The sequence below is a fragment of the Pseudomonas sp. 58 R 3 genome (genome assembly GCF_900006605.1).
Classification (GTDB): Bacteria; Pseudomonadota; Gammaproteobacteria; order Pseudomonadales; family Pseudomonadaceae; genus Aquipseudomonas; species Aquipseudomonas salomonii.
The window spans coordinates 26,582-49,675 of sequence record NZ_CVTT01000041.1 but is presented as its reverse complement, the minus strand read 5'-3'; the positions used below and the strand labels follow the sequence as shown (position 1 = coordinate 49,675).

The window sequence follows — 23,094 nt, the reverse complement described above, 5'->3', positions numbered from 1 at the left end:
ATGACCGCTCGCCCGGCACTTCCAGCCATGGAACCGGGCGCCTATGCTCAATGCAACAACCCAGGCAGATGATCGCACTATGCATACCCCTACCGTCTCTGTAAACGAAGAGCAAAAAGGCGCGGTGATCGCCGAAGACAAGCGGTGGAACACCCGCGCGCTGATCGTCGATGACGACCTGCCGATCCGCGAACTGCTGATCGACTACCTGGCCCGCTTCAATATTCTCGCCACCGGCGTCACCGACGGCACGGCCATGCGCACCGCCATGCAAGCCGAAACCTTTGATGTAGTAGTACTCGACCTGATGCTGCCGGGCGAAGATGGCCTGTCGCTGTGCCGTTGGTTGCGCACCGAGTCGGACATCCCGATTTTGATGCTCACCGCACGCTGCGAACCCACCGACCGCATCATCGGCCTGGAACTGGGCGCCGATGACTATATGTCCAAGCCGTTCGAGCCGCGCGAGCTGGTGGCGCGTATCCAGACCATCCTGCGCCGGGTGCGCGATGACCGCACCGAGCAGCGCGCCAACATCCGTTTCGACAACTGGCGCCTCAACAGCGTACTGCGCCAACTGGTGGCCGACGATGGCCTGGTGGTGCCGCTGTCCAATGCGGAATTTCGCCTGCTGTGGGTGTTCATCGAGCGCCCGCGCCGTGTGCTGAGCCGCGAACAATTGCTGGATGCTGCCCGTGGCCGATCCATCGAAGCCTTCGACCGCAGCATCGATCTGCTCGTATCGCGCCTGCGCCAGAAGCTTGGGGATGACCCGAAAGCCCCGCAACTGATCAAGACCGTGCGCGGCGAAGGCTACCTGTTCGACGCCCGGGATATCGGTTGATGCGCGCCACCTTCAATACGCTGTTTGGCAGGCTGTTCGGCGTATTGCTGGTGGCCATTGTGCTCGCTCATGTGCTGGCGATCTTCTGGTTCCGCCACTACGGCCCGCCGCCACCGCCGCCCCAGGAAACCTTTGTCGAGCAACCGGACGGTACGATGAAGCCATTGGCCCGCCATCACCGGCCGTGGTACGGCGGCCCCGTGGTGCCGCTGACCTTTCAGTTTATCTCGCTGATCATCGCCGCCTGGTACGGCGCCAAACTGCTGAGCCGGCCGATCCAGCGCCTGAGTGCAGCCGCCGAACGCTTGAGCCTTGACCTCGACAGCCCGCCGCTCAACGAGTCCGGGCCACGGGAAGCGCGCCAGGCTGCATCGACCTTCAACCTGATGCAAAAGCGCATCCGCGAGCAAGTCAGCCAGCGCGCGCGCATGCTCGGCGCCGTCTCCCATGATCTGCGTACGCCGCTGTCACGCCTCAAGCTGCGCCTGGAGCAAATCGAAGACCCCAAGCTGCAAGGCCAGATGCGCCAGGACCTGGACGACATGATCGGCATGCTCGACGCCACCTTGAGCTACCTGCACGAACAGCGCACCAGCGAGACCCGGCACTGGCTCGACGTGCAGGCGCTGGTCGAGTCCCTCAGCGAAAACGCCCAGGACCAAGGCGCGGACGTGCAGTTTTGCGGCACTTGCGCGCCGTTGCAGGTGCAACCGATGGCACTGCGTTCGTGCCTCAACAACCTGATCGACAACGCCCTGCGGTATGCCGGCACGGCGCGTATTGAGTTGGCAGACAGCCGGGGCGCCCTGGTGATCCGCGTGATCGACCACGGGCCTGGAATCGCGGCGGATAAACGTGAGGCGGTGTTCGAACCGTTCTTTCGCCTCGAAGGCTCACGCAACCGCAACTCCGGTGGCGTCGGCCTGGGCATGACCATTTCCAAGGAAGCCGTGGAGCGCCTCGGCGGCCACCTGAGCCTGGAGGAAACCCCAGGCGGTGGCCTGACGGCCGTGATGTACTTGCCTAGGGCCTAAAGCGCTTTATCTTCGCGACGTTCCTGGGACTGGGTCGCGCTCCAATCCGTCAGCAGGCTGTAGGCCACCGCCAACAAGGTCGGGCCGATAAACAGGCCGATGAAGCCAAAGGCAATCAAGCCGCCAAACACGCCCAACAGCACGATGACCAGCGGCAGGTTGCCGCCTCGGCTGATCAGGTACGGCTTGAGCACGTTGTCCACGCCACTGATGATGAACGTGCCCCAGACACCGAGGAACACCGCATAGGTGTAGTCGCCCTTCCATGCCAGCCAGGCCGTGGCGGGAATCCACACCAGCGGCGGGCCCATGGGGATCAGGCTGAGCAGGAAGGTGACGATGCCCAGCACCAGCGCGCCCGGCACGCCGGCAATCAGGAAGCCGATCAGCGCCAGCAGGGCCTGGGCCGCCGCCGTACCAATCACGCCGTTGACCACCCGCTGCACAGTGCCGGCCACCAGTTCGATGTAGTAACCGGCGCGCTCGCCGATCAGGCGCTCCAGCAACCGATGGGCAAACATCGCCAGCCGTGGCCCATCACGGTAAAAGAAGAACACGAACACCAGGCTCAGGGTCAGCTCAAGAATACCGCCACCAATTTGCGCACTGCGCGCCAACAGCCAGTTGCCCACCTGCCCCAGGTACGGCTTGATGCTGACCATCAGCGCTGCACCCTGTTGGTCGATGCTGTCCCAGGTCGCCACCAGCCGCTCGCCAACAAAGGGGATCGCGTTCAGCCAGGCCGGGGCGGCCGGCAAGCCGTCAACCTGGATATCCTTGATCAGGCCTACCGCATCACGCACATGGTCGGCCAGGTTGAACCCCAGCCACACCAGCGGCACCGCCACCAGCAACATCCAGCCCAACGTGAGGATGCCCGCCGCCAGGGATTCACGGCCACCCAGCCAGCGCGTGAGCAAGCGCATCAGCGGCCAGCTGGCAAACGCCAGCACCGCGCCCCAGAACAGCGCCGACCAGAATGGCGCCATCACCCAGAAGCTGGCACCAAACAACACCAGCAGCAGGATTTGCACCAGTAGGCGATCGTTATTGAGCATCGGGTTTCTCGAGAATAAGGCTGTAGGAAGAGAGCTTAGGCGAACGGCGCGGGTCCGTTCGCCTTGATAACGGTCAGCGTATCAGATGCAGGTGCAAACCCTTAGCGTCACCGCTGCCGGTTTCCAGGCGGGCGGCACGCACACCGCTGTCGATCAGGCCCTGGCGCCAGGCCTCGGCGGTCGGCCCGGTGAGGCTCACGCGCAAGGTGGCGTCGAGGTTCAAACCGCGGGAAATCAAGGTCAGCCAGGTGGTGTCAGGCGCGTTGCCGAGTGCCGGAAAGTCCAGCTCGCCGGTGCTTTTCAGCTCGCGCAGCAAGGTCGCCGAGGTGGGCAGCAAGTCGCCCAAGGGCGCGCCGGCGTCCAGTTGTTCTACATGCAGATAAGCACGGCGGTTGCCACGGGTAATGCCATACAGCGCCACCAACGAGTGGTCCTGCGGGGCTGCCAGGCGCAGCAGCAGGTATTCCTGCTGGCCGTCGGCGCCGACCAGCTTGGCATTGCCGAACACTTCATTGGCCCACAGGCTGCTTTCGCCGCAATCACGCGCCTGGCACCAGAACAACAGCTGCGCGCCCTTGGCCTGCAACGCTTCACGTGTCGCGGTAAAGGCGGCGCTGGAGGTGTGCTCGGCGGGCAGTTCATAGGTGATGGCAGTGGTTTGGCCGCGGGCCGTGGCCTGGCCTTCGTAGCGCAGCTGGCCGCTGATCTTGCGGATCGCGCCCATGGGGTAGATGCGTTCTTTTTCTTCAGCGGGGCGATAATCGACGATTTGCGCATCGACCTGACGGGCCACGGCCGGCAGATCCTGGCTGCCTGGCACATCGGCGGCGAACACCAGGGGGCTGAAACAGCACAGCCCAAGGGCACGGAGACATTCTTTACGCAGGCTCATCGGATGAGTGAGCCCTGGCCATCGAAGTGCACAGCAGTGTTGAGTTCGTACATGGTTGACTCCCTTTCAATCCGCCCAGCCTCGGCAGTTGACCCCGCCAAGTCAAGGCGTGGAGAAGAACCGATTGAAACAGTCTGCAACAAGGATCGCGCCGGGCTCATCATTAAGGTGTAAATGATGGCCGCCCGGCAGCGTGCTCACCGTAAAAGGTAGCTGAGAAAGCAATTCGGAATGTTTCGCCAACAGGCCGTCAGCCGCGACGACCAACTGTGTAGGGCAACCCACACGCCGCACGAAAGCCATCGCCTGCTCATCGGTCAGGCGCATCGGCGATGCCAGGGTCAAGCGCGCGTCGGTGCGCCAGGTGTAGCCGCCCGGCACGGGCATCAAACCGCGCTGGGCCAGCAGTTCGGCGGCTTCACGGCTGACCGCCACTACGCCTTTCATGCGCGCTTGCACCGCGAGGTCCAAGGTGCTGTAGACCGGTTTGCGCTTGTCTTGCAACCTCAATTGCGCCTGCAACGCCATGCCGAGGCGCTCGGCAGCGTTCTCGCCAGCAGCGGTCGGCGGGATCACGCCGTCGATCAACCCCAGGTGAGTGACACGTTCCGGCAACGCCCCGGCCAGCACCAGGGAAACGATGGCGCCCAGGGAATGGCCAAGTAATGCAAAACGTTTCCAGCCCAGTTGTTCAGCCACTTGCAGCACATCAAACACATAATCCCACAAGGCATAACCGGCCCCGCCAGGCCGATGGGCCGAATGCCCATGCCCGGCCATGTCCAGCGCAACGATGCGCAACCCCTCAAGCTTGGGCGCCAGCCGCGCAAAGCTGTTGGCGTTGTCCAGCCAGCCATGCAAAGCGATCACCGGCAGGCCGTCTTCAGGCCCGAACAGATGCGCGGCCAATTCGATATGCGGCAGGCTCAGGCGCACTTCTTCGACCGGGTTGCTCATGCGCAGCTGCGCTCGCGGGCTTGCCAGCGGGAAAACAGGTTCTTGATCAACGTCGCGGTGTCCTGGGGGCGTTCGAGGGGAAACATGTGGCCGCCGGGCATGGTGAGCATTTCGCCCATGGGCAGGCGGTCGACACCACTGGCATGGTGACGCATCACCACCCGGCTCTGGCGACCGCGCACCACCGCCAGCGGCACCTTCAATTGGCGAACCTGGCCTGGGCTGGTGTGGGGCACGCCTCGGTAGATACTGATCTCGGTGGCCGGGTCAAAGCGCAAGCGCAGGCGATCGCCCACCTGTTGCAGGCCGTGTTGCAGGTACGCGTCAAAGCACTCCGGGTCGAAACCGCGAAACAGCGTTTTGCCGGCGAAATAGCTGCGTGCAGCTGCCAGGTCACTGAATTCTTCCCGTCGCCCCAAGGTGCGCCCCGCCGGCGTCAGACGGTCGATAAAACCAAAGCGCTTGGCGGCGCGAATCACCCAGCGGTCAGCGCGGGTCAACACCGGCGAATCGAGCATCACCACGCCACGGTACAGCTGCGGGCAGCGCATGGCGGCGTGCAAGTGCAGTACGCCGCCCAAGGAATGGCCCACGCCCCACACCGGTTCCGGTTGCTGTTCCAGGTGGTGGATCAGCTCGTCCACCAGGTTCTGCCAGTTGTCATCCACCGGAAACCTGGGGTCGTGACCGTGCTGCGGCAAATGCGCCACCGCGTATTCCGGGGCCAGGGCGGCAAACAACTTGCCGTACGTGGCCGAAGGAAAGCCATTGGCATGGGCAAAAAACACGTGCTGCGACATACAGGATCCATCTACGAGAACAGAAGTGAATTGTCACCAGCCTTTAATCGTACAGCAATGACTGTAACCGCCAGGAATGATGACACTCACGCCACGCCTATCGTGCCAGCGGCTTCTCGCCCAACGGCACCACGGCCATGGTCAGGCGCGACACGCAGCTGGCCTTGCCATCGTCGCTGGTCAAGCGAATGTCCCAGACCTGCGTAGTACGGCCGATATGAATCGCCCGCGCCACCGCCGTCACCCGCCCGCTGCGCACACCACGCAGGTGGTTGGCGTTGACCTCAAGGCCCACGCAATAGAACTTGCTGGCATCAATGCACAGGTAAGCCGCCATGGAACCGACGCTTTCGGCCAGCACCACCGACGCGCCACCGTGCAGCAGGCCGTACGGTTGGTGGGTGCGCTGGTCGACCACCATGCTCGCGGTCAGGGACTCGTCGTCGAAGCTTTCGAAACGGATATCCAGCAATTCACCGATGGTGTTTTTCTGGCTGGCGTTGAGTTGCTCGATATTCGGTTGGGTGCGCCACAAGCTCATGAAATCGTCCTTATTGGTTTTATTACGACCCTAATCCTGCCACACAATCGGCTCGCTGCGTTCGCTCCAGGCCGAAAATTGTGCGCCGTAAGTCGACTCGATCACGTTGCGTTTTATCTTCAAAGTCGGCGTCAGAAAGCCGTTCTCTACTGCCCAACTGTCTTTGACCACCACCAGTTGGCGCAACCGCTCGTGCTTGTCCAGCGCGCCGTTGACCTGTTCCAGCCAGCATTCCAGGCTGCTGCGCAGTGCCTGTCGGTCCTGGCTGCCGGCCGACAACACGCACAGGCCCATCGGCGCCAGCAAACCATCGCCGACCACGCACACCTGTTCGATGCGCGCGTGTTCAGCCAGGCGGTTTTCGATCGGCGCCGGGGCCACGTACTTGCCCTTGCTGGTCTTGAAGATCTCCTTGAGACGCCCGGTCAGGCGCAGGCGGCCGTCAGCATCCTGCTCGCCCTTGTCGCCGGTGCGCAGGAAGCCATCGTCGGTGAGGGTTTCGGCGGTTTTCTGCGGGTCCTTGAAGTAACCGAGCATGGTCGCGCCGCTGCGCACCTGCACTTCGCCCATCGGGTCGATGCGCACCTCAACGCCAGGACACGGCAAGCCGATCCAGCCGAGCGTCTGATGGCCAGGGCGGCACACGTGGGAATAGCCGCAGCTTTCGGTCATGCCATACACCTCCAGCACGTCCAGGCCCAGGCGTTGATACCAGCGCAGCAAGGCTTCCGGCACCGGGGCGGCGCCGGACAGCGCGATGCGCAGCGCATCCAGGCCCAACCCGACCAACACTTTGTGGCCGACGCGCTTGCCGATAAAAGGCAGGCGCAACAGGGTATCGAGGCGTTTTTCCGGGATTTTGGCGTAGACGCCCATCTGGAACTTGGTCCAGATACGCGGGACGCCGAACAAGGCCGTGGGGCGCGCGCGGCGCAGGTCGGTCAGGAAGGTGTCGAGGCTTTCGGCGAAAAACACGGTTTGCCCGGTATAGATCGCCGCCAACTCGACAAACATGCGCTCTGCCACGTGGCACAACGGCAGGTAGGACAACAGCCGGTCGTCCTCGCCCAAGCCAAATATCTGCGTGCCGCGCGTGGCGGCAAACCCCAAGGCGCCGAAGGTTTGCATCACACCTTTGGGCAAGCCGGTGGTGCCGGAGGTGTAGACAATGGTGGCCAGGCTCGCGGCCTCAGGCAAAGGGTTGTCCTGAATCGGTGAACTGGCTTGCAGGTCTGCCCAGCTGAAATCAAAGTCGCCGGCCGGGCACAACGGCAGGCTGATGGTCGGCAAACCGGCCGGGATGCCGGGCGCCATGGCGGGCCAGTCATCCAGCTTGCCGATCAACACCAGCGCCGCCTCCGAATGCGTGAGCACATGGTTGACGGAGTCCGCCGTGAGGTTGGGGTACAACGGCACCGACACATGCCCGGCCATCCAGATCGCCAGGTCGGCAATGATCCAGTGCGCGCAGTTTTTCGAGATCAGGGCAATGTGCGAGCCCTGGGGCAATGCCCGGGCGCGCAGCCAATGCGCGGCACATCGGGCCTGATGGCCGACATCGCCCCAGGTGAGCGTCTGCACCTCGCCGCCGCCGATGGGTTGCACCAGGAAAGGTTTGCGCGGGTGTCGCGCTTCACGTTCGAAGAAGACCTGCAACGGCAAACGAAAAGCGACAGGCATGGGACGCGCTCCTTTGTGATCCGATGATAGCCAACCAAGCACTTGCTTGGTTGACTATATAGCACACAAAAAGAAGCGATCCAGCTTATGGGTTTTTTACGTTGACCAGGCTCATCAGCCCTGCCAGCGGAAAATCGCCTTCCAGCTCCGCCAGGCTGGCGGTGTGCATCGGCTCTGGCTGGCGCGGGTGACCATGCTGCAAAAAGCTGATCAGGCTGCCCACCAAGGGTTGGTGGCTGACCAGCAGCACGTTGTCATCGGTGTCGAGCTTTTCCAGCACTTGCAGCGGGTTGCCCTCAGGCGTCAACCACGGCACCGTGCGGACCTGCGGCTCGAAACCCAGCGCCTCACGCACCAACTGCGCGGTCTGCTGCGCCCGCACATAGGGGCTGGCGATAATGGCACTGATGGGCTGGCCAATCAGGTGCGCGGCACTGCGCAACACTTCGCCACGACCATGCTCGGTGAGGTTGCGCTCGGCGTCGGTGCGCGCATGCCCTTCGGCTTCACCGTGACGCAAAATCCATAGCTTCACAGCTTCGGCTCCTCATCACGCACCGGGTGCGGCGCCGGCGGCACGCTGTGGGCGGCTTCGCCTTCGGGTGCACGTGGGGTTGGCCAATCGGCGAACGGCCAGGGTTTCTGTTCAGTATGAAAGCTGCCGAAACGGCCGATCTGCGCCAGGAACTGGCTGAGGCTGTCGCCAACGTTCATTAGGCCCAGGTTCGGCGCGCCGTAGATCAGGCGATAGATCAACTGCACCACCACCAGCGCACCGAGCAGGAACTGCGCCACTTGCCACACCAGCGCAAACACCAGCATCCACAGGATACGCAGGAGGATGGACTCGTATTTTGGGCTGTCTTTCGGATCGTTCATGTGCGCGTTCCTCAGTTGAAACCACTGGTGGAAATAAAGTCGACGTCGGTTTTGGGCTCGGCGCGCATCAGCAGCTCGATCACCTGGTTCAAGGTGCGCCCTTCAAACAGGATCGCGTGCAGCCCGGCGACCAGCGGCATGTACACACCGACTTCCTGGGCCTTGGCCTTCAGCACCTTGAGGGTGTTGACGCCTTCGGCGACTTCGCCCAGGCGCGTAACCGCGTCTTCCAGGCTCAGGCCCTGGCCGAGGGCGAAACCGACCTGATAGTTACGGCTTTTGGGCGACGAGCAGGTGACGATCAAGTCGCCTACGCCGGCCAACCCGAGGAAGGTCATCGGGTTGGCGCCCTGGTTCACCGCAAAACGGGTCATTTCCGCCAGCGCGCGGGTGATCAGCATGCTCTTGGTGTTCTCGCCCATGCCCAGGGCCACGGCCATGCCGGCGATGATCGCGTAGACGTTTTTCAGCGCCCCGCCCAGCTCGACGCCGAAGCGGTCGCCACTGGCGTAGACGCGAAAGGTACGGCCATGCAGCACAGCCTGGACACGTTCGCACAGCGCCTCGTCTTCGCTGGCCACCACCGTGGCGGTCAGCGCGTGCTCGGCGACTTCCCGCGCCAGGTTCGGCCCGGACAGCACGCCGATGCGCGCCTGCGGGGCGATCTCGGCGAGGATTTCGCTCATCAGCTTGAAGGTCTGCGCCTCAATGCCTTTGGTCAGGCTGACCAGCAGCTTGCCGGCCAGACGCTCAGCGTGGGGTGCCAACACCGAGCGCAAGGCGCTGGAAGGCAGCGCGACAAAACACAGGTCACAGTCGGTCAGCGTCGCCAACAGGTCGGTGACCGGTTCCACCGCCGGATGAATCTTGATGCCTTTAAGGTAACGGGGGTTTTCCCGATGCACGCGGATGGCCTCGGCCTGCTCGGGATCGCGCATCCACTGGCGCACCGCGTGGCCATTCTCAGCCAGCAGGTTAGCCACGGCGGTACCAAAACTTCCGCCTCCCAGGACCGCAATAGGGCGCTGTTCAGTCATATGCAATCCGTTAATCCTTACATGGCGATGGCGGCATTATACGGGGCGACCCGCTTGCGGCCAGCCCCCGCGTCAATTCGTGCGCTTGTCGGAAAATGCCACACTTGTGTGAAGTAATTGCAAGTCCCACGACTGGCAAATGGCCCCACCTCAGTTAACATGGGCGGCTATCCGTAATTATCAAGGCCGTGCCGTGTATCTGGGCCCTCCTCCTCGCTCATCGCTGTTGCTGATGTTGCTGTGCAGCACACCTGCGCTGGCTGATGACCTGTTTCTCGACAGCCAGCCGCTGCCGCAAGTGTTGACCGCCACACGCCTCAAGCAATCGGCCGCGGCCGTGCCCGGCAGCATGACGGTGATCGACAGCGAGCTGATCAAGGCCAGCGGCGCACGCGACATCGCCGAGCTGCTGCGGCTGGTGCCGGGGATGATGGTCGGCTACACCAGCGGCAACCAGGCCGCGGTGAACTACCACGGCACCAGCGCCAGCGACGCGCGGCGCATGCAGGTGTTGATCGACGGGCGCTCGGTGTACCGCGCGGGCCTTGCCACCGTGGACTGGAGCGACATCCCGGTGGCCATGGAAGATATCGAGCGCATCGAGGTATTCCGTGGCCCCAACACTGTCAGCTACGGCGCCAACGCGCTGATGGCGGTGGTCAATATCCTCACGCGCTCACCGGCCAACAGCCACGGTTCGCGGATTAAAGTCATCCGTGGCCAGCGCGGCATCAACGACTACTACGCCAGCCAGGGCGTGGGTTGGGAAACCGGTGACTTGCGCCTGTCCTTGTCCGGTCAGCAGGACGATGGCTTTGACAGCGATGCCGTCGGCGCCGACCGCCGTGACAGCCGCCGCCTCAACCGCTTCAGCCTGGCGGTGAGCCAGACCCTGAATGCGCAACAGAGCCTCGACTGGCAATTTGACGCTAAGGAAGGCACCAACCAGCGTCCTTATACCTACACGCCGGTATTTGCCGGGATTACCGAAGGCGGCACCAATTCCGATGCCGTCGCCAAGGACTATGCCGGGTCGTTGCGCTGGAACGTCGACTTCAACCCCGAGCACAGCCTGTACATTCAGGGCTCGGCCCAGCAATGGGACCGACAGCAGGTCTGGAAAGCCTGTGATGCCAAGGTCTCGTTCAGCCCGGAGCTGACGCGGTTGTGGCAACTGAACCCCAACTATGCCGAACAGCTGGCCCGGCACATGAACAGTTACAAACCAGACAGTTTACCGCCTGGCAGCAGCACTGAGCAGGGCCTGGCCAAGCAAGTCCTGGAACAGTGGCGCGACGGCGCCAACCAGAGCGTCTGCGGTGATATCGACCAGAGCACCCGCGAAAGCCGCTACGACTTGGAGATCCAGGACACCCTGAGCCTGTCCGACAGCCTGCGCCTGGTCAGCGGCATGAACTACCGTTACGACCGCGCCGACTCCGACACCTACTTCAACGGCACCCTTGACGACACCACCTGGCGCTTGTTCGGCCACCTGGAATGGCGCGCCAGCGAACACTGGCTGCTGCAAGGCGGCGCCATGTACGAAGACACCCACTTGAGCGGCAACTCGCTGACGCCGCGGGTGGCGGTCAACTACCTGATCAACCCGCGCCACGGCCTGCGGGCGGTGTACTCCGAGGCGATTCGCTCGCCCGACATGTTCGAGAACAACGTCAACTGGAGCTACCGCGTCACCAACTTGAGCTCCCCGACCTACGGGCAGAACTCCGGGCAATATTTTGTGGTGACGCGGGGCCCCGGCAACCTCGATAAAGAGTTGATGCGCTCACGAGAGCTGGGCTACAACGGCTTCTTTGCCGACTTCGGGTTGAATGTCGACGTGAAACTGTTCTACGACGAAATCACCGAGATGATCAGCTCACCGCTGCGCAACAACCAATACATTGCCAGCAACGCTAACAGCGCACGGTTCACCGGCGCCGAATCGCAGTTCGACTGGCGCATGAGCAATACCGACCGCCTGCGCCTGACCTATGCTTACGTCGACGCCGCATCCAGCAACCCGCTGGACAAGGCGCAAACCGCGCGCAACAGCGGCTCGGCCGGTTGGCTGCGCGAGTGGGGCCACGGCTGGTCCAGTGCGCTGTTCTACTATGGCGACGATGCGCTCAACCAATATCGCTTCGAACGGGTCGACCTGCGGGTGGCCAAGCGCATTGCCCTGGGCAAAGCCAATGTGGAGCTGGCCGGCATGTTGCAACAACGCCTCGATAACCAGCCCACCACCTGGGCCGATAACAACTACGACAGTCGCCATGTCCTCTATTTCAGCGCGGAGCTGGAATTCTGACATGAGCGCTCAGTCACGGATGACCCCCTTCTTTATCTTTCGGCTCTGGCGCCGTGCCTTGCTGCTGGTGTGCCTGCTGCTGACCGCGCCGGCGTGGAGCGCCGATATCCTGTTGACCGCCGCCGAAGACGGTGCCGGCGTTCAGGCATTTACCCAAGCCCTGGCCCGGCAGCGCCCCGAAGACCAGGTGAGCTTTGTCCCGCTCAAAGACTTGCCCGCGCCGAGCCGGTTGCCGCCCGCCACCCGCCTGATCCTGCTGGACCTGCCCGGCCTCGACTGGCGCCTGCAGGATGACCAGGGCCCGCCGACCCTGGTGTTGCGTATCAGCCGCCTGCAGGCACGCCAGCGCCTGGGCACCACCCATCCGGCAAAAATCAGCCTGTTGTGGAGCGACCCGCCGCTGGCGCGCCAACTCAAGCTGATCGCCAACATCCTGCCGCAGGCCCGACGCATCGGTGTGCTCTATGGCAGCGACAGTGAGTTCCTGCTGCCGGAGCTGCGCGAGTACGCAGCGCCCATGGGCCTGCAAATCGTGCCGCAGCGCTGGGACAACATCAGCGACAGCCGCCCGCTGCAAAACCTGCTCAAGAACAGTGACGTGCTGCTCGGCCTCGACGACCCGCAGTTGTACAACCCGAAAACCGTGAAGAACCTGTTGCTCAGCAGCTATGCCCAGCAACTGCCGCTGGTGGGCCCCAACGCCGGGTTCGTCAAGGCCGGCAGCCTGGCCAGCACCTACAGCGACCAGGCCGACTGGCTGGATGTACTCGACCGGCTGCTGGATCATCCGCCCGCCAACTGGCCACGCAGCCTGTACCCGCAACACTTCAAAGTCGTGGGCAACCCGCAAGTCGCGCGCTCACTGGGGATCGAACAGGTGGACGAAGCCGCCGTCGCCGCCCGCCTGGCCGAAGGAGAAAAACGCCCATGACCTTGCGTCGTCGCTGGGACATCAACACCCGCACCCAGCTCATCACCCTGGGCCCGGCGCTGTTGCTGACCCTGCTGTTGATCAGCTTCTTTACCTTCGTGCGTATCCAGGACTTGCGCCAGGAGCTCGACCACACCGGCCAGTTGATCGCCAACCAACTGGCCCCGGCCACCGAGTACGGGGTGATTTCCGGCAACAACGATGTGCTCGAAAGCCTGCTGCGTGCCACGCTGGCCACCCCGCATGTGCGCTTTCTGGAGATTCAGGACAGCACCGAGAACATCCTGGTGTATGTCGAGCAACCCTCGGAGAAACACGACCGTTCGCTGTCGGTGAAAGTGTTCCAGGCCCCCATCCGCTTGCAGCATATCCAGCTGGGCAATGACTTTTTCCAGGACAACCTCAACGAACCCAAGGCGCCGCGTGCCGATTACCTGGGCCGGGTGATCGTCGGCATGTCCAACGACGCCTTCAGCCAGCGCCAGCAGGAGATTCTGTTCAAGGCCGGCATCCTCGCACTGTTCGCCCTGCTGTTTACCTTCCTGCTCGCCCGGCGCCTGGCCGCCAGCCTGTCGCAGCCGATCAGCGCCATGGGCCACGCGGTAAAAGCCATCCAGCAAGGCGACTACAAGACACCGCTGCCGATTGTCGATGACTCGGAGCTGGGCGACTTGTCGCGGCACATCAACAACCTCGCCGAAGGCCTTAACCAGGCCAGCCGCGAACAGCAGCAGGCCATGGCCCAGTTGATCCAGACCCGCGAGGAGGCCGAACGGGCCAACAACGCCAAGTCGGACTTCCTGGCGATGATGAGCCACGAGCTGCGAACGCCCATGAACGGCGTGCTGGGCATGCTGCAACTGCTGGAAACCACCGAGATGACCGAGGAGCAGACCGAATACGCGGCGCTGGCGTCGGAGTCCACCGAGCACCTGCTTAAAGTCATCAACGACATCCTCGATTTCTCACGCATCGAACGCGCCGCGCTGGAGCTGGAACATATCCCCTTCAACCTCGCCGACCTGATCAACAGCTGTGCCCAGGCCTTCCAGCACAGCGCACAGCAGCGCGGGTTGAGCCTGGAGTTGCCGATTCCGCCGGGCATGGACGCCTTGCGCGTGCAGGGTGACCCGACCCGTATCCGCCAAATCCTGGTGAACCTGATCGGTAACGCGCTCAAATTCACCGAGCACGGCAGCGTCACCGTCGAGCCCCATTGGCAAACCCTCGACCATGAACTGGTGTGGTTCACCTGCACGGTGCGCGACAGTGGCATCGGGATTTCCGCCGAACGCCTGGAACTGATGTTCGATGCGTTCCAGCAGGCTGACAGTTCCATTTCCAGACGTTACGGCGGCACCGGCCTGGGCTTGCCCATTGCGCGCACGCTGGCCGAACGTATGGGCGGCACGCTGCGCGCGCAAAGCCAGGAAGGCCGTGGCTCGGTGTTTACTCTGGAAATCCCGCTGGCCATCGACCAGCACAGCCTGCCGGCGATCGCCCTGGACGCCGAGGGCAAGGCCAGCGCGGGTGATGGCCGCCATGTGTTGCTGGTGGAGGACAACCCGGTCAATCGCACCGTGGTCGAAGCCATGTTGCGCAGCCTGGGGTTTGAAGTGAGCCTGGCCATCGATGGCGCCGAGGCGATCCGCAGTGCCGAGAGCCTGATTTTTACCGCGATCCTGATGGATTGCCGCCTGCCCTTGATCGACGGCTACGAAGCCACCCGCCGGATTCGCCAACTGCCCGGCTGCGCCGACCTGCCGATTATCGCGCTGACGGCCAACGCCTTGCAGGGTGATCGCGAAGCCTGTCTGGCAGCCGGAATGAACGATTACCTGGCCAAGCCGTTCAAACGCACGGATTTGCAGCAAATACTGCAGCGCTGGGTGCAATAGCGCGGCGCCATCAGCCAACTCCGACTGGCGTGAAAGACGAAAGTGCGGCAGTCTTAGGCACCCAAACGGGCCGATAAACAGGCTCGGTTTAAAATTTCAGTGAACAAGTGTACATTGAGTACCTTGACGCTGTGACTTTCACTACAACGCAATAGTCTATGTGTAGGCTGCCGATATGAGGCATGAACGCTTCATTCGGTCCGGGAAGATTTACCCTGCCCTGCCGCATGGGATTATTGAGGAGCTCGCATGACCAAACAAAACGCCTTTACTCGGGAAGACCTGCTGCGCTGCAGTCGCGGTGAGCTGTTCGGCCCAGGTAACGCGCAACTGCCCGCCCCGAACATGCTGATGGTGGATCGCATCACCCATATCAGCGAAGAGGGTGGCAAGTACGGCAAAGGTGAATTGGTCGCCGAGCTGGATATCACCCCTGATCTGTGGTTCTTCGCCTGCCATTTCGAAGGCGACCCTGTGATGCCGGGCTGCCTGGGCCTTGATGCCATGTGGCAACTGGTCGGTTTCTACCTGGGCTGGCAAGGCCTGCCAGGTCGCGGTCGTGCCCTGGGTTCGGGCGAAGTGAAGTTCTTTGGCCAGGTCCTGCCGACCGCCAAGAAAGTCACCTACAACATTCAAATCAAGCGCGTCCTCAAGGGCAAGCTGAACCTCGCTATCGCCGACGGTTCGGTGACTGTCGACGGTCGCGAGATCTATACTGCCGAAGGCCTTCGGGTCGGCGTATTCACTTCCACTGACAACTTTTAAGGGTTATCCGCATGCGCCGCGTCGTTATCACTGGTCTGGGTATTGTTTCTTGCCTGGGCAATGACAAAGAGACCGTCACCGCTAACCTGCGTGCAAGTCGCCCTGGCATCCGCTTCAACCCGGAATATGCCGAAATGGGTCTGCGTAGCCAGGTTTCCGGCTCCATCGACCTGCCCCTCGAAGAACTGATTGATCGCAAGATCTATCGCTTCGTCGGCCACGCTGCCGCCTACGCCTACCTGGCCATGAAAGACGCCATCGCCGACTCGGGCCTGAGCGAAGACCAGGTTTCGAACGTACGCACCGGCCTGATCGCCGGCTCCGGCGGCGCATCAACCCTCAACCAGATGGAAGCGCTGGACATCCTGCGCGAAAAAGGCGTGAAGCGCGTTGGCCCGTACCGTGTCACACGGACCATGGGCAGCACCGTTTCGGCCTGCCTGGCCACGCCGTTCGCCATCAAGGGCGTGAACTACTCGATCTCCTCCGCGTGCGCCACCAGTGCTCATTGCATCGGTACTGCGGTCGAGCAGATCCAGTTGGGCAAGCAGGACATCGTCTTCGCCGGCGGCGGCGAAGAAGAACATTGGAGCCAGTCGTTCCTGTTCGACGCCATGGGCGCGCTGTCCACCCAGTACAACGAAACCCCGGAAAAGGCCTCCCGCGCCTACGACGCCAAGCGTGACGGTTTCGTCATCGCCGGCGGTGGCGGCATGGTAGTGGTCGAGGAGCTGGAACACGCTCTGGCCCGTGGCGCAAAAATCTACGCGGAAATCGTCGGCTACGGCGCTACGTCCGACGGCTACGACATGGTTGCGCCAAGCGGCGAAGGCGCCATCCGTTGCATGCAGATGGCCATGTCCACCGTGGACACCCCAATCGACTACCTGAACACCCACGGCACTTCGACGCCGGTCGGCGATGCCAAGGAAATGGAAGGTGTGCGTGCGGTATTCGGCGACAAGGCACCGGCCATCAGCTCCACCAAGAGCCTGTCGGGTCACTCCCTGGGCGCCGCCGGCGTTCACGAAGCGATCTACTGCCTGCTGATGATGGAAGGCAACTTCATGGCCGGCTCGGCCAACATCGACGAGATCGACCCGGTCGTCGCCGACATGCCGATCCTGACCAAGACCGTTGAAAACGCCAAGATCGACACCGTGATGAGCAACAGCTTCGGCTTCGGTGGCACCAACGCCACCCTGGTACTGAAACGCTGGCAGGGCAAGTAAGCCCCGCAGGTTGATCACCTGAAAAAGCCCCGACTGGTTCGGGGCTTTTTTGTGGGCAACGGAATGAGTCCGAGTCGCCTTCATCGCAGGCAAGCCAGCTCCCACATTTGACGGTGTTCGCCATTCAACATGTGGGAGCTGGCTTGCCTGCGATAGCGTCACCCAGGTCTCAAGCCCTACACCGAAAACCGCGCCACCATGGTATTCAGGTCCACCGCCAACCGCGACAGCTCCTGGCTCGCCGCACTGGTCTGGTTAGCCCCGGTCGACGTCTGATGCGCCAGATCGCGAATGTTCGTCAAATTGCGATCCACCTCCCGCGCCACCGCCGCCTGCTGCTCCGACGCGCTGGCAATCACCAGGTTGCGCTCGTTGATCAAGGTAAAGGCCGACGCAATCTCCTCCAACGCCGTGCCCGCCGACTTGGCGATATCCAGGGTAGAGCGCGCCCGGGTGTTGCTCTGCTGCATCGAACTGACGGCCTGATCAGTGCCTTGCTGGATCCCGCTGATCATCAACTCGATTTCCTGGGTCGACTGCTGCGTGCGATGGGCCAAAGCCCGCACCTCATCGGCCACCACCGCAAAGCCACGCCCGGCATCGCCTGCGCGCGCCGCCTCAATCGCGGCATTCAACGCCAGCAAGTTGGTCTGCTCGGCAATCGAGCGAATCACATCCAGCACCTTGCTGATGCCATAGACCTTCTGCGCCAGGTCCTCGACCTGAGTGGCGTTGGAGGTGACGTCATCGGCCAGCGCTTCAATCGACACCACGGTCTGATGCACCTGCTCGCGCCCACGCTGGGCAATGCGGTCAGACTCGCGGGACGCCTGGGACGTGGCCACCGCATTGCTCGCCACCTCCTCCACCGCGGCGGTCATCTGGTTGACCGCCGTGGCCGCCTGTTCGATTTCCTGGTTCTGCTGGTGCAAGCCACGGGTCGCATCTTCAGTCACACAGCTGAGCTCTTCAGAAGCCGAAGCCAATTGGTTCGAAGACTCGGCAATCCGTCGGATGGTGTCGCGCAGGTTCGCCTGCATGCCCTTGAGCGCCTGCTGCAAGCGCGCGGGCTCATCGTTGCCGGTTACGTTGATCTCACCGGTGAGGTCGCCGCCCGCCACGCCCTGGGCGACCTTCAGCGACTGCGCCAACGGCAGCACGATGCTGCGGGTCAGCCAGACCGCCAGGCCGATGGTGATCAATGCGGTAAGCACTATCATGCCGACCACCCACGTGCGCGATTGCGTGAATACGCTCTGCGCCAGGTTCGCGGCCTGGTTGGCACTGGCCTTGTTCAAGGTCACCAGGTGGTGCAAGGTCGCGGCTAACTCATCGGCCAGTTGATTCATCTCACCGTTGACGATCCTGATCGCATCTTCCAGCTGATTGGCCTTGGAAAACCCCATCACCTGCTCCTGGCGCTGCAGGTATTGCTGCTCCTGGGCCTTGAAGCGATCAAACAGCGCACGCTCTTCGGGCAGTACGATCAGCCCTTCGTAGAGCGTCTGCGCCCGGTGCAGGCCGTTTTTCAGGTCAGTGAGTTTCTGCTCGTTCTGCGCCAGCGCCTGCGGGTCACGGTTGACCAGCAAACGCAGGGTGAGCGCACGCACCCGCAGCAGGTCCTGGGCCATCTCCCCCACCGCCATCACGCTGGGCAACCAATTGTTCTCTACCTGATCGGACTGTTGGCGCATATTGGCCATTTGCAGCAGGGCGAAACCGCCCAGGGCAAACACCATCAATGCCAGCACGCCAAAGCCCAAACCGGCGCGCGGGGCGATATTCAAACTACGGATACTCATGCCTGGATTCCTTCCGAATGCGCTGCATCCACCTGCAGCAGGTCTCCTGAAAGGTATCGGCCCGTTGTCCCGTTTGCGTAAGACGAAAACGCGATATCAACGCCCATTGCAATCGCGCGAGCTGCCATTGCAAAAAACGCGGAACACTGAAGTGCCAGCATGCTCTATAACTGCATGACCTTTTCCTGCCCTCGTGAGGTTTGCCATGCCTGTTACCGTCAATACCCTGAACCACGATAACTTTCGCCACAGCGTGAACATCGACAACCACGAGCTGTTCACCGACCTGCCCAAAAGCCTGGGCGGTAGCGACTCGGCGCCCTCGCCCCACGACTATTTCGACGCCGCCCTGGCCTCGTGCAAGGCGCTGACCGTGAAGCTCTACGCCCAGAAAAAAGACATCCCGCTTACCGGCGTCACCGTGGAAGTCACCCACGACAGCGCCGAGGAACAAAAAGGCAAGTACAAGCTCAACGTCAAGCTGACGCTCAAAGGTGTGCTCACCGACGAGCAGCGCGACATCCTGCATCACGTGGCCGATCGCTGCCCGGTACACAAGCTGATGACCACTGCCGAAGTCATCATCGAGACCAAACTGTCCGAAGGCGCCTTCAGCCAGTAGCGCCAACCTCCCGTCGAGCGGGTTATGCTCAGTAGCACCTAACCCGCTCAGACAGGGACGCCCCATGACCACCCTCACCGTGATCCGCCCGCGCGCCGAAGACGTCGAAGGCCAGCCGATCCTGCGCCCGCTGCCGTCACGCGAATGCCGCAGCGTCGGGCCTTTTGTGTTTTTCGACCACATGTTGCCGACCCGCTATGCGCCCGGCACCGGCATGAATATTCGCCAGCACCCACATATCGGGCTGTCCACCCTCACCTATCTGTTCGAAGGCGCCTTGCAGCACAAGGACAGCCTGGGCTCGGACCAGGTAGTGCAAGCCGGTGACGTCAGCTGGATGACCGCCGGCAGCGCAATTGCCCACGTCGAACGCACGCCCGATGCCATCAAGGCCAGCGGCTTCAGCCTGCATGGCCTGCAAGTGTGGCTGGCCTCGCCCAAAGACCACGAAACCGGTCCGGGCCACTACAGCCATCATCCTGCGGCGAGCCTGCCGGTGAGCGACAACCTGGGCGTGCAGATCCGCCTGATCGCAGGCTCGGGCTTCTGCCTTAAATCGCCGGTGCCGGTGCTGTCACCCACGCTGTACGCCGAAGTGCAGATGCACACGGCCACCACCTTGCTGATCCCGGATGAGCATGAAGAACGGGCGGTGTATGTGCTGGACGGCGAGGCGCAACTGGACGGTGAGGCCGTCGAGGCGCATAGCCTGGTGGTGTTGCCGAGCGGGCAGGCAATGACCTTGTTTGCTCAAAGCGATTGCCACGTGGTGGTGTTCGGCGGCGCGCCGCTGGATGGGCCACGGCGGATCAACTGGAATTTTGTCGCGAGCGATCCGGCGGTGATTGAACAGGCCAGACAGCGTTGGGCGGCCGGGGATTGGCCGACGGTGCCGGGTGAGTCTGAAAGGATTGAGTTGCCGGTGAGATGATCGTTCCCACGCTCTGCGTGGGAATGCAGCCCGTGACGCTCCGCGTCACCAAGAGCGGACGCTGAGCGTCCAGCGAGGCGTTCCCACGCAGAGCGTGGGAACGATCAATGGGGCTATTTGAACACTTCGTCCAGCAAGTTATGCATCGACTGGAACGCCCGTTTGGCCGTCTTTGCGTCGTACATCATCTTGCCCGGCACATTGGCGTGCGGGTCGGTGAAGGAATGCACCGCGCCGCCGTAGCTCAGCAACTGCCAATCCACACCGGCGGCGTTCATTTCCGCCTCAAACGCCGGCAGTTGCTCTTTTGGCACCAATGGATCGCTAGCGCCGTGCAGCACCAGCACCGAGCCTTTGACGTGCTTCGCACCTGCAGGATTGTGCGTGTCGATCGTACCGTGGAACGACACGGCTGCCTTCAACGGCGCACCGGTACGTGCCAGCTCCAGGGAGCAGAAACCGCCAAAGCAGAAACCGAAAGTGGCCAGCTTCGAGGTATCAACGGCCGCTTCGGTCTGGCTTTGCAGCTGCTCAAAGGCCGCCTGCATGCGCTTGAGCAGCGCCGGATTATCGTTCTTCAACGGCATCATCGCAGCGCCGGCTTCATCGCCATTCGTCGGGCGCACGGTTTGCCCGTACAGGTCGGCGATCAGCACCACGTAGCCTCGGCTGGCCACGCTTTTGGCGATTTCTTCGGCACCCGCACTCACACCCATCCAGTTCGGCGCCATCAGCAGGCCCGGCAACGGGCCGTTGTGGCTGGCGTCGAACGCCAGGCGGCTTTCATAAGACTGGCCATCAATCTGATAGACCACGGAACGTACAGTGACTTGGCTCATCATTTACTCCAGTTGAGGTGCGTTAGAACGAAAAAACCCGCCGAAGCGGGTTTTTCTACAACGGTGTTAAACCGACAGTTCAACCAACAGCTTGTTCAGGCGGCGCACATACGCGGCCGGATCCTTAAGGCTGTCACCGGCGGCCAGGGCTGCCTGGTCGAAGAGGATGTGGGACAGGTCGCCAAAACGCTCTTCGCTCTGCTCGCCATCGAGTTTCTCGATCAGCGGGTGAGCCGGGTTGAATTCGAAGATCGGCTTGGAATCCGGCACCTTCTGACCGCTGGCTTCGAGGATCTGACGCATCTGCATGCCCAGGTCCTGCTCGCCGATGGCCAGAATCGCCGGAGAATCGGTCAGACGGTGGGAAACCCGCACTTCGCTGACGGCATCGCCCAAGGCAGTCTTGATCCGCTCAACCAGGCCTTCTTTAGCCTTGGCGACTTCTTCGGCTTCCTTCTTCTCTTCTTCAGAGTCCAGGTTACCCAGGTCCAGGTCACCACGGGCCACGTCGACGAAGGTCTTGCCATCGAACTCGCTGAGGTAGCTCATCAGCCACTCGTCGATACGGTCGGTCAACAGCAGCACTTCGATGCCTTTCTTGCGGAAGACTTCCAGGTGCGGGCTGTTCTTGACCTGAGCGTAGGTCTCGCCGGTCAGGTAGTAGATCTTGTCCTGACCTTCCTTGGCGCGTGCCAGGTACTCGGCCAGCGACACAACCTGCTCGCCGTCGTCACCCTGAGTCGAGGCAAAACGCAGCAGGCCGGCAATTTTTTCCTTATTGGCGAAGTCTTCCGCCGGGCCTTCTTTCATGACCTGGCCGAAGTTTTTCCAGAAGCCCTTGTATTGCTCAGGCTCGTTCTTCGCCAGTTTTTCCAGCATGTCGAGCACGCGCTTGGTCAGCGCCGACTTCATGGAGTCGATGATCGGGTCTTTCTGCAGGATTTCCCGCGACACGTTCAGCGACAGGTCGTTGGAGTCGACCACACCCTTGATGAAGCGCAGGTACAGCGGCAGGAAGGATTCTGCCTGGTCCATCACGAACACGCGCTGCACGTACAGCTTCAGGCCTTTCGGCGCTTCACGCTGGTACAGGTCGAACGGAGCGCGGGCCGGCACGTAGAGCAGCGAGCTGTATTCCAGCTTGCCTTCGACCTTGTTGTGGCTCCAGCTCAGCGGGTTTTCGTAGTCGTGAGCGATGTGCTTGTAGAACTCCTGGTATTCCTCGTCTTTGACTTCGGTACGAGGGCGGGTCCACAAGGCGCTGGCACGGTTGACCACTTCCCATTCCTGGGCAGGTTTTTCTTCACCCTCGACAGCCGCTTGTTCTTTCGGCAGCTCGATCGGCAAAGCGATGTGGTCGGAATATTTCTTGATGATATTGCGCAGGCGGTAGCCGTCGGCGAACTCATCTTCAGCCGCTTTGAGGTGCAGCACGATACGCGTACCGCGGTCAGCCTTGTCGACAGTGGCGATTTCAAACTCGCCCTCACCTTTGGAGGCCCAGTGCACGCCTTCGCTGGCGTCAAGGCCGGCGCGGCGGCTGAATACTTCAACCTTGTCGGCGACGATGAAGGCCGAGTAGAAGCCCACGCCGAACTGGCCGATCAGGTGCGAATCTTTCTTCTGGTCGCCCGACAGGTTCTTCATGAAGTCTGCGGTGCCGGATTTGGCGATGGTACCCAGATGAGTAATCGCGTCTTCGCGGCTCATGCCGATGCCGTTGTCTTCGAGGGTGACGGTCTTGGCGTCCTTGTCGAAGCTCACACGGATTTTCAGTTCGGCGCCACCTTCCAGCAACTCAGGCTTGGAAAGGGCTTCGAAACGTAATTTGTCGACAGCGTCAGAGGCGTTCGAGATCAATTCGCGAAGGAAGATTTCCTTGTTGGAATACAGCGAATGGATCATGAGGTGCAGCAGTTGCTTCACCTCGGTCTGGAAGCCCAGGGTTTCCTTTTGAGTTTCCACACTCATGGTCATCAAACTCCAATTGGATGGCAATGGCCGCGCCCGAAAGGGTTGGCGGCGGGTTGTCATCAAA

General features: G+C 62.1%; 21 protein-coding genes. 9 read left to right on the top strand and 12 right to left on the bottom strand.

The genetic code is table 11. The features are described from left to right. Positions 1 to 79 precede the first annotated feature (79 nt). On the top strand, positions 80 to 844 hold the full coding sequence (locus BFP92_RS11055) for a response regulator (RefSeq protein WP_056859738.1): 765 nt from the start codon (positions 80 to 82) through the stop codon (positions 842 to 844). After that, positions 844 to 1,878 (top strand): sensor histidine kinase, encoded by a 1,035-nt coding sequence (locus BFP92_RS11050; protein WP_065929515.1) that lies wholly within the window; start codon positions 844 to 846, stop codon positions 1,876 to 1,878. Before BFP92_RS11055 ends, BFP92_RS11050 begins: the two co-directional genes overlap by 1 nt. On the opposite strand, the gene BFP92_RS11045 is transcribed toward BFP92_RS11050, so the two are convergent. The 9 genes from BFP92_RS11045 to BFP92_RS11005 form a co-directional block, all read right to left on the bottom strand. Then, positions 1,875 to 2,936: an AI-2E family transporter gene (locus BFP92_RS11045; RefSeq protein ID WP_065929514.1), complete on the bottom strand. Its 1,062-nt coding sequence runs from the start codon at positions 2,934 to 2,936 to the stop codon at positions 1,875 to 1,877. The two genes, BFP92_RS11050 and BFP92_RS11045, sit on opposite strands and share 4 nt — an antisense overlap. A 73-nt stretch (positions 2,937 to 3,009) precedes the next feature. After that, complete coding sequence (locus tag BFP92_RS11040) at positions 3,010 to 3,828, bottom strand: DUF4892 domain-containing protein (RefSeq protein WP_065929513.1); 819 nt, start codon at positions 3,826 to 3,828, stop codon at positions 3,010 to 3,012. A 102-nt stretch (positions 3,829 to 3,930) separates the two neighbouring features. Continuing rightward, a complete protein-coding gene (locus tag BFP92_RS11035) occupies positions 3,931 to 4,785 on the bottom strand; it encodes an alpha/beta hydrolase (RefSeq protein ID WP_065929512.1) in 855 nt (284 codons plus the stop codon). Next, the gene (locus BFP92_RS11030; protein ID WP_065929511.1) at positions 4,782 to 5,585 is read right to left on the bottom strand and encodes an alpha/beta fold hydrolase; all 804 of its coding nucleotides are present in this window, start codon (positions 5,583 to 5,585) and stop codon (positions 4,782 to 4,784) included. The genes BFP92_RS11035 and BFP92_RS11030 overlap by 4 nt, the downstream gene beginning before the upstream one ends. Before the next feature lie 97 nt (positions 5,586 to 5,682). Next, on the bottom strand, positions 5,683 to 6,126 hold the full coding sequence (locus BFP92_RS11025) for a hotdog fold thioesterase (protein WP_065929510.1): 444 nt from the start codon (positions 6,124 to 6,126) through the stop codon (positions 5,683 to 5,685). A gap of 30 nt (positions 6,127 to 6,156) precedes the next feature. Next, the gene (locus BFP92_RS11020; RefSeq protein WP_065929509.1) at positions 6,157 to 7,806 is read right to left on the bottom strand and encodes an AMP-binding protein; all 1,650 of its coding nucleotides are present in this window, start codon (positions 7,804 to 7,806) and stop codon (positions 6,157 to 6,159) included. An 85-nt stretch (positions 7,807 to 7,891) separates the two neighbouring features. Beyond that, positions 7,892 to 8,341, bottom strand: coding sequence for a phosphohistidine phosphatase SixA (sixA, locus tag BFP92_RS11015; RefSeq protein ID WP_065929508.1), 450 nt, complete (start codon positions 8,339 to 8,341; stop codon positions 7,892 to 7,894). Then, positions 8,338 to 8,685: a DUF4389 domain-containing protein gene (locus BFP92_RS11010; RefSeq protein ID WP_065929507.1), complete on the bottom strand. Its 348-nt coding sequence runs from the start codon at positions 8,683 to 8,685 to the stop codon at positions 8,338 to 8,340. Before BFP92_RS11010 ends, sixA begins: the two co-directional genes overlap by 4 nt. 11 nt (positions 8,686 to 8,696) lie before the next feature. Next, on the bottom strand, positions 8,697 to 9,722 hold the full coding sequence (locus BFP92_RS11005) for an NAD(P)H-dependent glycerol-3-phosphate dehydrogenase (RefSeq protein WP_056859718.1): 1,026 nt from the start codon (positions 9,720 to 9,722) through the stop codon (positions 8,697 to 8,699). Between the two features lie 193 nt (positions 9,723 to 9,915). On the opposite strand from BFP92_RS11005, the gene BFP92_RS11000 reads away from it, so the two are divergent. The 5 genes from BFP92_RS11000 to fabB all read left to right on the top strand — a co-directional run bounded on the left by BFP92_RS11000 (position 9,916) and on the right by fabB (position 16,862). Further along, the gene (locus tag BFP92_RS11000) at positions 9,916 to 12,036 is read left to right on the top strand and encodes a TonB-dependent receptor plug domain-containing protein (RefSeq protein ID WP_342356517.1); all 2,121 of its coding nucleotides are present in this window, start codon (positions 9,916 to 9,918) and stop codon (positions 12,034 to 12,036) included. Position 12,037: 1 nt separating this feature from the next. Next, entirely contained in the window at positions 12,038 to 12,967 is a 930-nt protein-coding gene (locus BFP92_RS10995) for an ABC transporter substrate-binding protein (protein WP_065929505.1), read from the top strand. Continuing rightward, positions 12,964 to 14,865, top strand: a complete 1,902-nt coding sequence (locus tag BFP92_RS10990) for an ATP-binding protein (RefSeq protein ID WP_056859721.1) — start codon at positions 12,964 to 12,966, stop codon at positions 14,863 to 14,865. Before BFP92_RS10995 ends, BFP92_RS10990 begins: the two co-directional genes overlap by 4 nt. A 249-nt stretch (positions 14,866 to 15,114) precedes the next feature. Then, entirely contained in the window at positions 15,115 to 15,630 is a 516-nt protein-coding gene (gene fabA / locus BFP92_RS10985; protein ID WP_003210552.1) for a 3-hydroxyacyl-[acyl-carrier-protein] dehydratase FabA, read from the top strand. 11 nt (positions 15,631 to 15,641) lie between these two features. Further along, entirely contained in the window at positions 15,642 to 16,862 is a 1,221-nt protein-coding gene (gene fabB / locus BFP92_RS10980) for a beta-ketoacyl-ACP synthase I (protein ID WP_012723103.1), read from the top strand. Positions 16,863 to 17,038: 176 nt separating this feature from the next. Here the strand turns inward: fabB and BFP92_RS10975 are convergent, their stop codons facing one another. After that, on the bottom strand, positions 17,039 to 18,664 hold the full coding sequence (locus BFP92_RS10975; RefSeq protein WP_065929504.1) for a methyl-accepting chemotaxis protein: 1,626 nt from the start codon (positions 18,662 to 18,664) through the stop codon (positions 17,039 to 17,041). A gap of 205 nt (positions 18,665 to 18,869) precedes the next feature. On the opposite strand from BFP92_RS10975, the gene BFP92_RS10970 reads away from it, so the two are divergent. Next, positions 18,870 to 19,286: an OsmC family protein gene (locus BFP92_RS10970; RefSeq protein ID WP_065929503.1), complete on the top strand. Its 417-nt coding sequence runs from the start codon at positions 18,870 to 18,872 to the stop codon at positions 19,284 to 19,286. A gap of 64 nt (positions 19,287 to 19,350) precedes the next feature. Further along, on the top strand, positions 19,351 to 20,217 hold the full coding sequence (locus BFP92_RS10965) for a pirin family protein (RefSeq protein WP_065929502.1): 867 nt from the start codon (positions 19,351 to 19,353) through the stop codon (positions 20,215 to 20,217). Positions 20,218 to 20,330: 113 nt separating this feature from the next. On the opposite strand, the gene BFP92_RS10960 is transcribed toward BFP92_RS10965, so the two are convergent. Next, entirely contained in the window at positions 20,331 to 21,056 is a 726-nt protein-coding gene (locus BFP92_RS10960) for a dienelactone hydrolase family protein (RefSeq protein ID WP_065929501.1), read from the bottom strand. A 66-nt stretch (positions 21,057 to 21,122) separates the two neighbouring features. Continuing rightward, positions 21,123 to 23,027 carry a molecular chaperone HtpG gene (htpG, locus tag BFP92_RS10955; protein WP_065929522.1) on the bottom strand — a complete coding sequence of 635 codons (1,905 nt, stop codon included), beginning with the start codon at positions 23,025 to 23,027 and terminating at the stop codon, positions 21,123 to 21,125. Between the last annotated feature and the right edge of the window lie 67 nt (positions 23,028 to 23,094).

Bases quoted from the DNA above. Each gene is read 5' to 3' on its own strand.
- BFP92_RS11055 (WP_056859738.1), top strand. From the start codon at position 80: ATGCATACCCCTACCGTCTCTGTAAACGAAGAGCAAAAAGGCGCGGTG.
- BFP92_RS11050 (WP_065929515.1), top strand. From the start codon at position 844: ATGCGCGCCACCTTCAATACGCTGTTTGGCAGGCTGTTCGGCGTATTG.
- BFP92_RS11045 (WP_065929514.1), bottom strand. From the start codon at position 2,936: ATGCTCAATAACGATCGCCTACTGGTGCAAATCCTGCTGCTGGTGTTG.
- BFP92_RS11040 (WP_065929513.1), bottom strand. From the start codon at position 3,828: ATGAGCCTGCGTAAAGAATGTCTCCGTGCCCTTGGGCTGTGCTGTTTC.
- BFP92_RS11035 (WP_065929512.1), bottom strand. From the start codon at position 4,785: ATGAGCAACCCGGTCGAAGAAGTGCGCCTGAGCCTGCCGCATATCGAA.
- BFP92_RS11030 (WP_065929511.1), bottom strand. From the start codon at position 5,585: ATGTCGCAGCACGTGTTTTTTGCCCATGCCAATGGCTTTCCTTCGGCC.
- BFP92_RS11025 (WP_065929510.1), bottom strand. From the start codon at position 6,126: ATGAGCTTGTGGCGCACCCAACCGAATATCGAGCAACTCAACGCCAGC.
- BFP92_RS11020 (WP_065929509.1), bottom strand. From the start codon at position 7,806: ATGCCTGTCGCTTTTCGTTTGCCGTTGCAGGTCTTCTTCGAACGTGAA.
- BFP92_RS11010 (WP_065929507.1), bottom strand. From the start codon at position 8,685: ATGAACGATCCGAAAGACAGCCCAAAATACGAGTCCATCCTCCTGCGT.
- BFP92_RS11005 (WP_056859718.1), bottom strand. From the start codon at position 9,722: ATGACTGAACAGCGCCCTATTGCGGTCCTGGGAGGCGGAAGTTTTGGT.
- BFP92_RS10995 (WP_065929505.1), top strand. From the start codon at position 12,038: ATGAGCGCTCAGTCACGGATGACCCCCTTCTTTATCTTTCGGCTCTGG.
- BFP92_RS10990 (WP_056859721.1), top strand. From the start codon at position 12,964: ATGACCTTGCGTCGTCGCTGGGACATCAACACCCGCACCCAGCTCATC.
- fabA (WP_003210552.1), top strand. From the start codon at position 15,115: ATGACCAAACAAAACGCCTTTACTCGGGAAGACCTGCTGCGCTGCAGT.
- fabB (WP_012723103.1), top strand. From the start codon at position 15,642: ATGCGCCGCGTCGTTATCACTGGTCTGGGTATTGTTTCTTGCCTGGGC.
- BFP92_RS10975 (WP_065929504.1), bottom strand. From the start codon at position 18,664: ATGAGTATCCGTAGTTTGAATATCGCCCCGCGCGCCGGTTTGGGCTTT.
- BFP92_RS10970 (WP_065929503.1), top strand. From the start codon at position 18,870: ATGCCTGTTACCGTCAATACCCTGAACCACGATAACTTTCGCCACAGC.
- BFP92_RS10965 (WP_065929502.1), top strand. From the start codon at position 19,351: ATGACCACCCTCACCGTGATCCGCCCGCGCGCCGAAGACGTCGAAGGC.
- BFP92_RS10960 (WP_065929501.1), bottom strand. From the start codon at position 21,056: ATGAGCCAAGTCACTGTACGTTCCGTGGTCTATCAGATTGATGGCCAG.
- htpG (WP_065929522.1), bottom strand. From the start codon at position 23,027: ATGAGTGTGGAAACTCAAAAGGAAACCCTGGGCTTCCAGACCGAGGTG.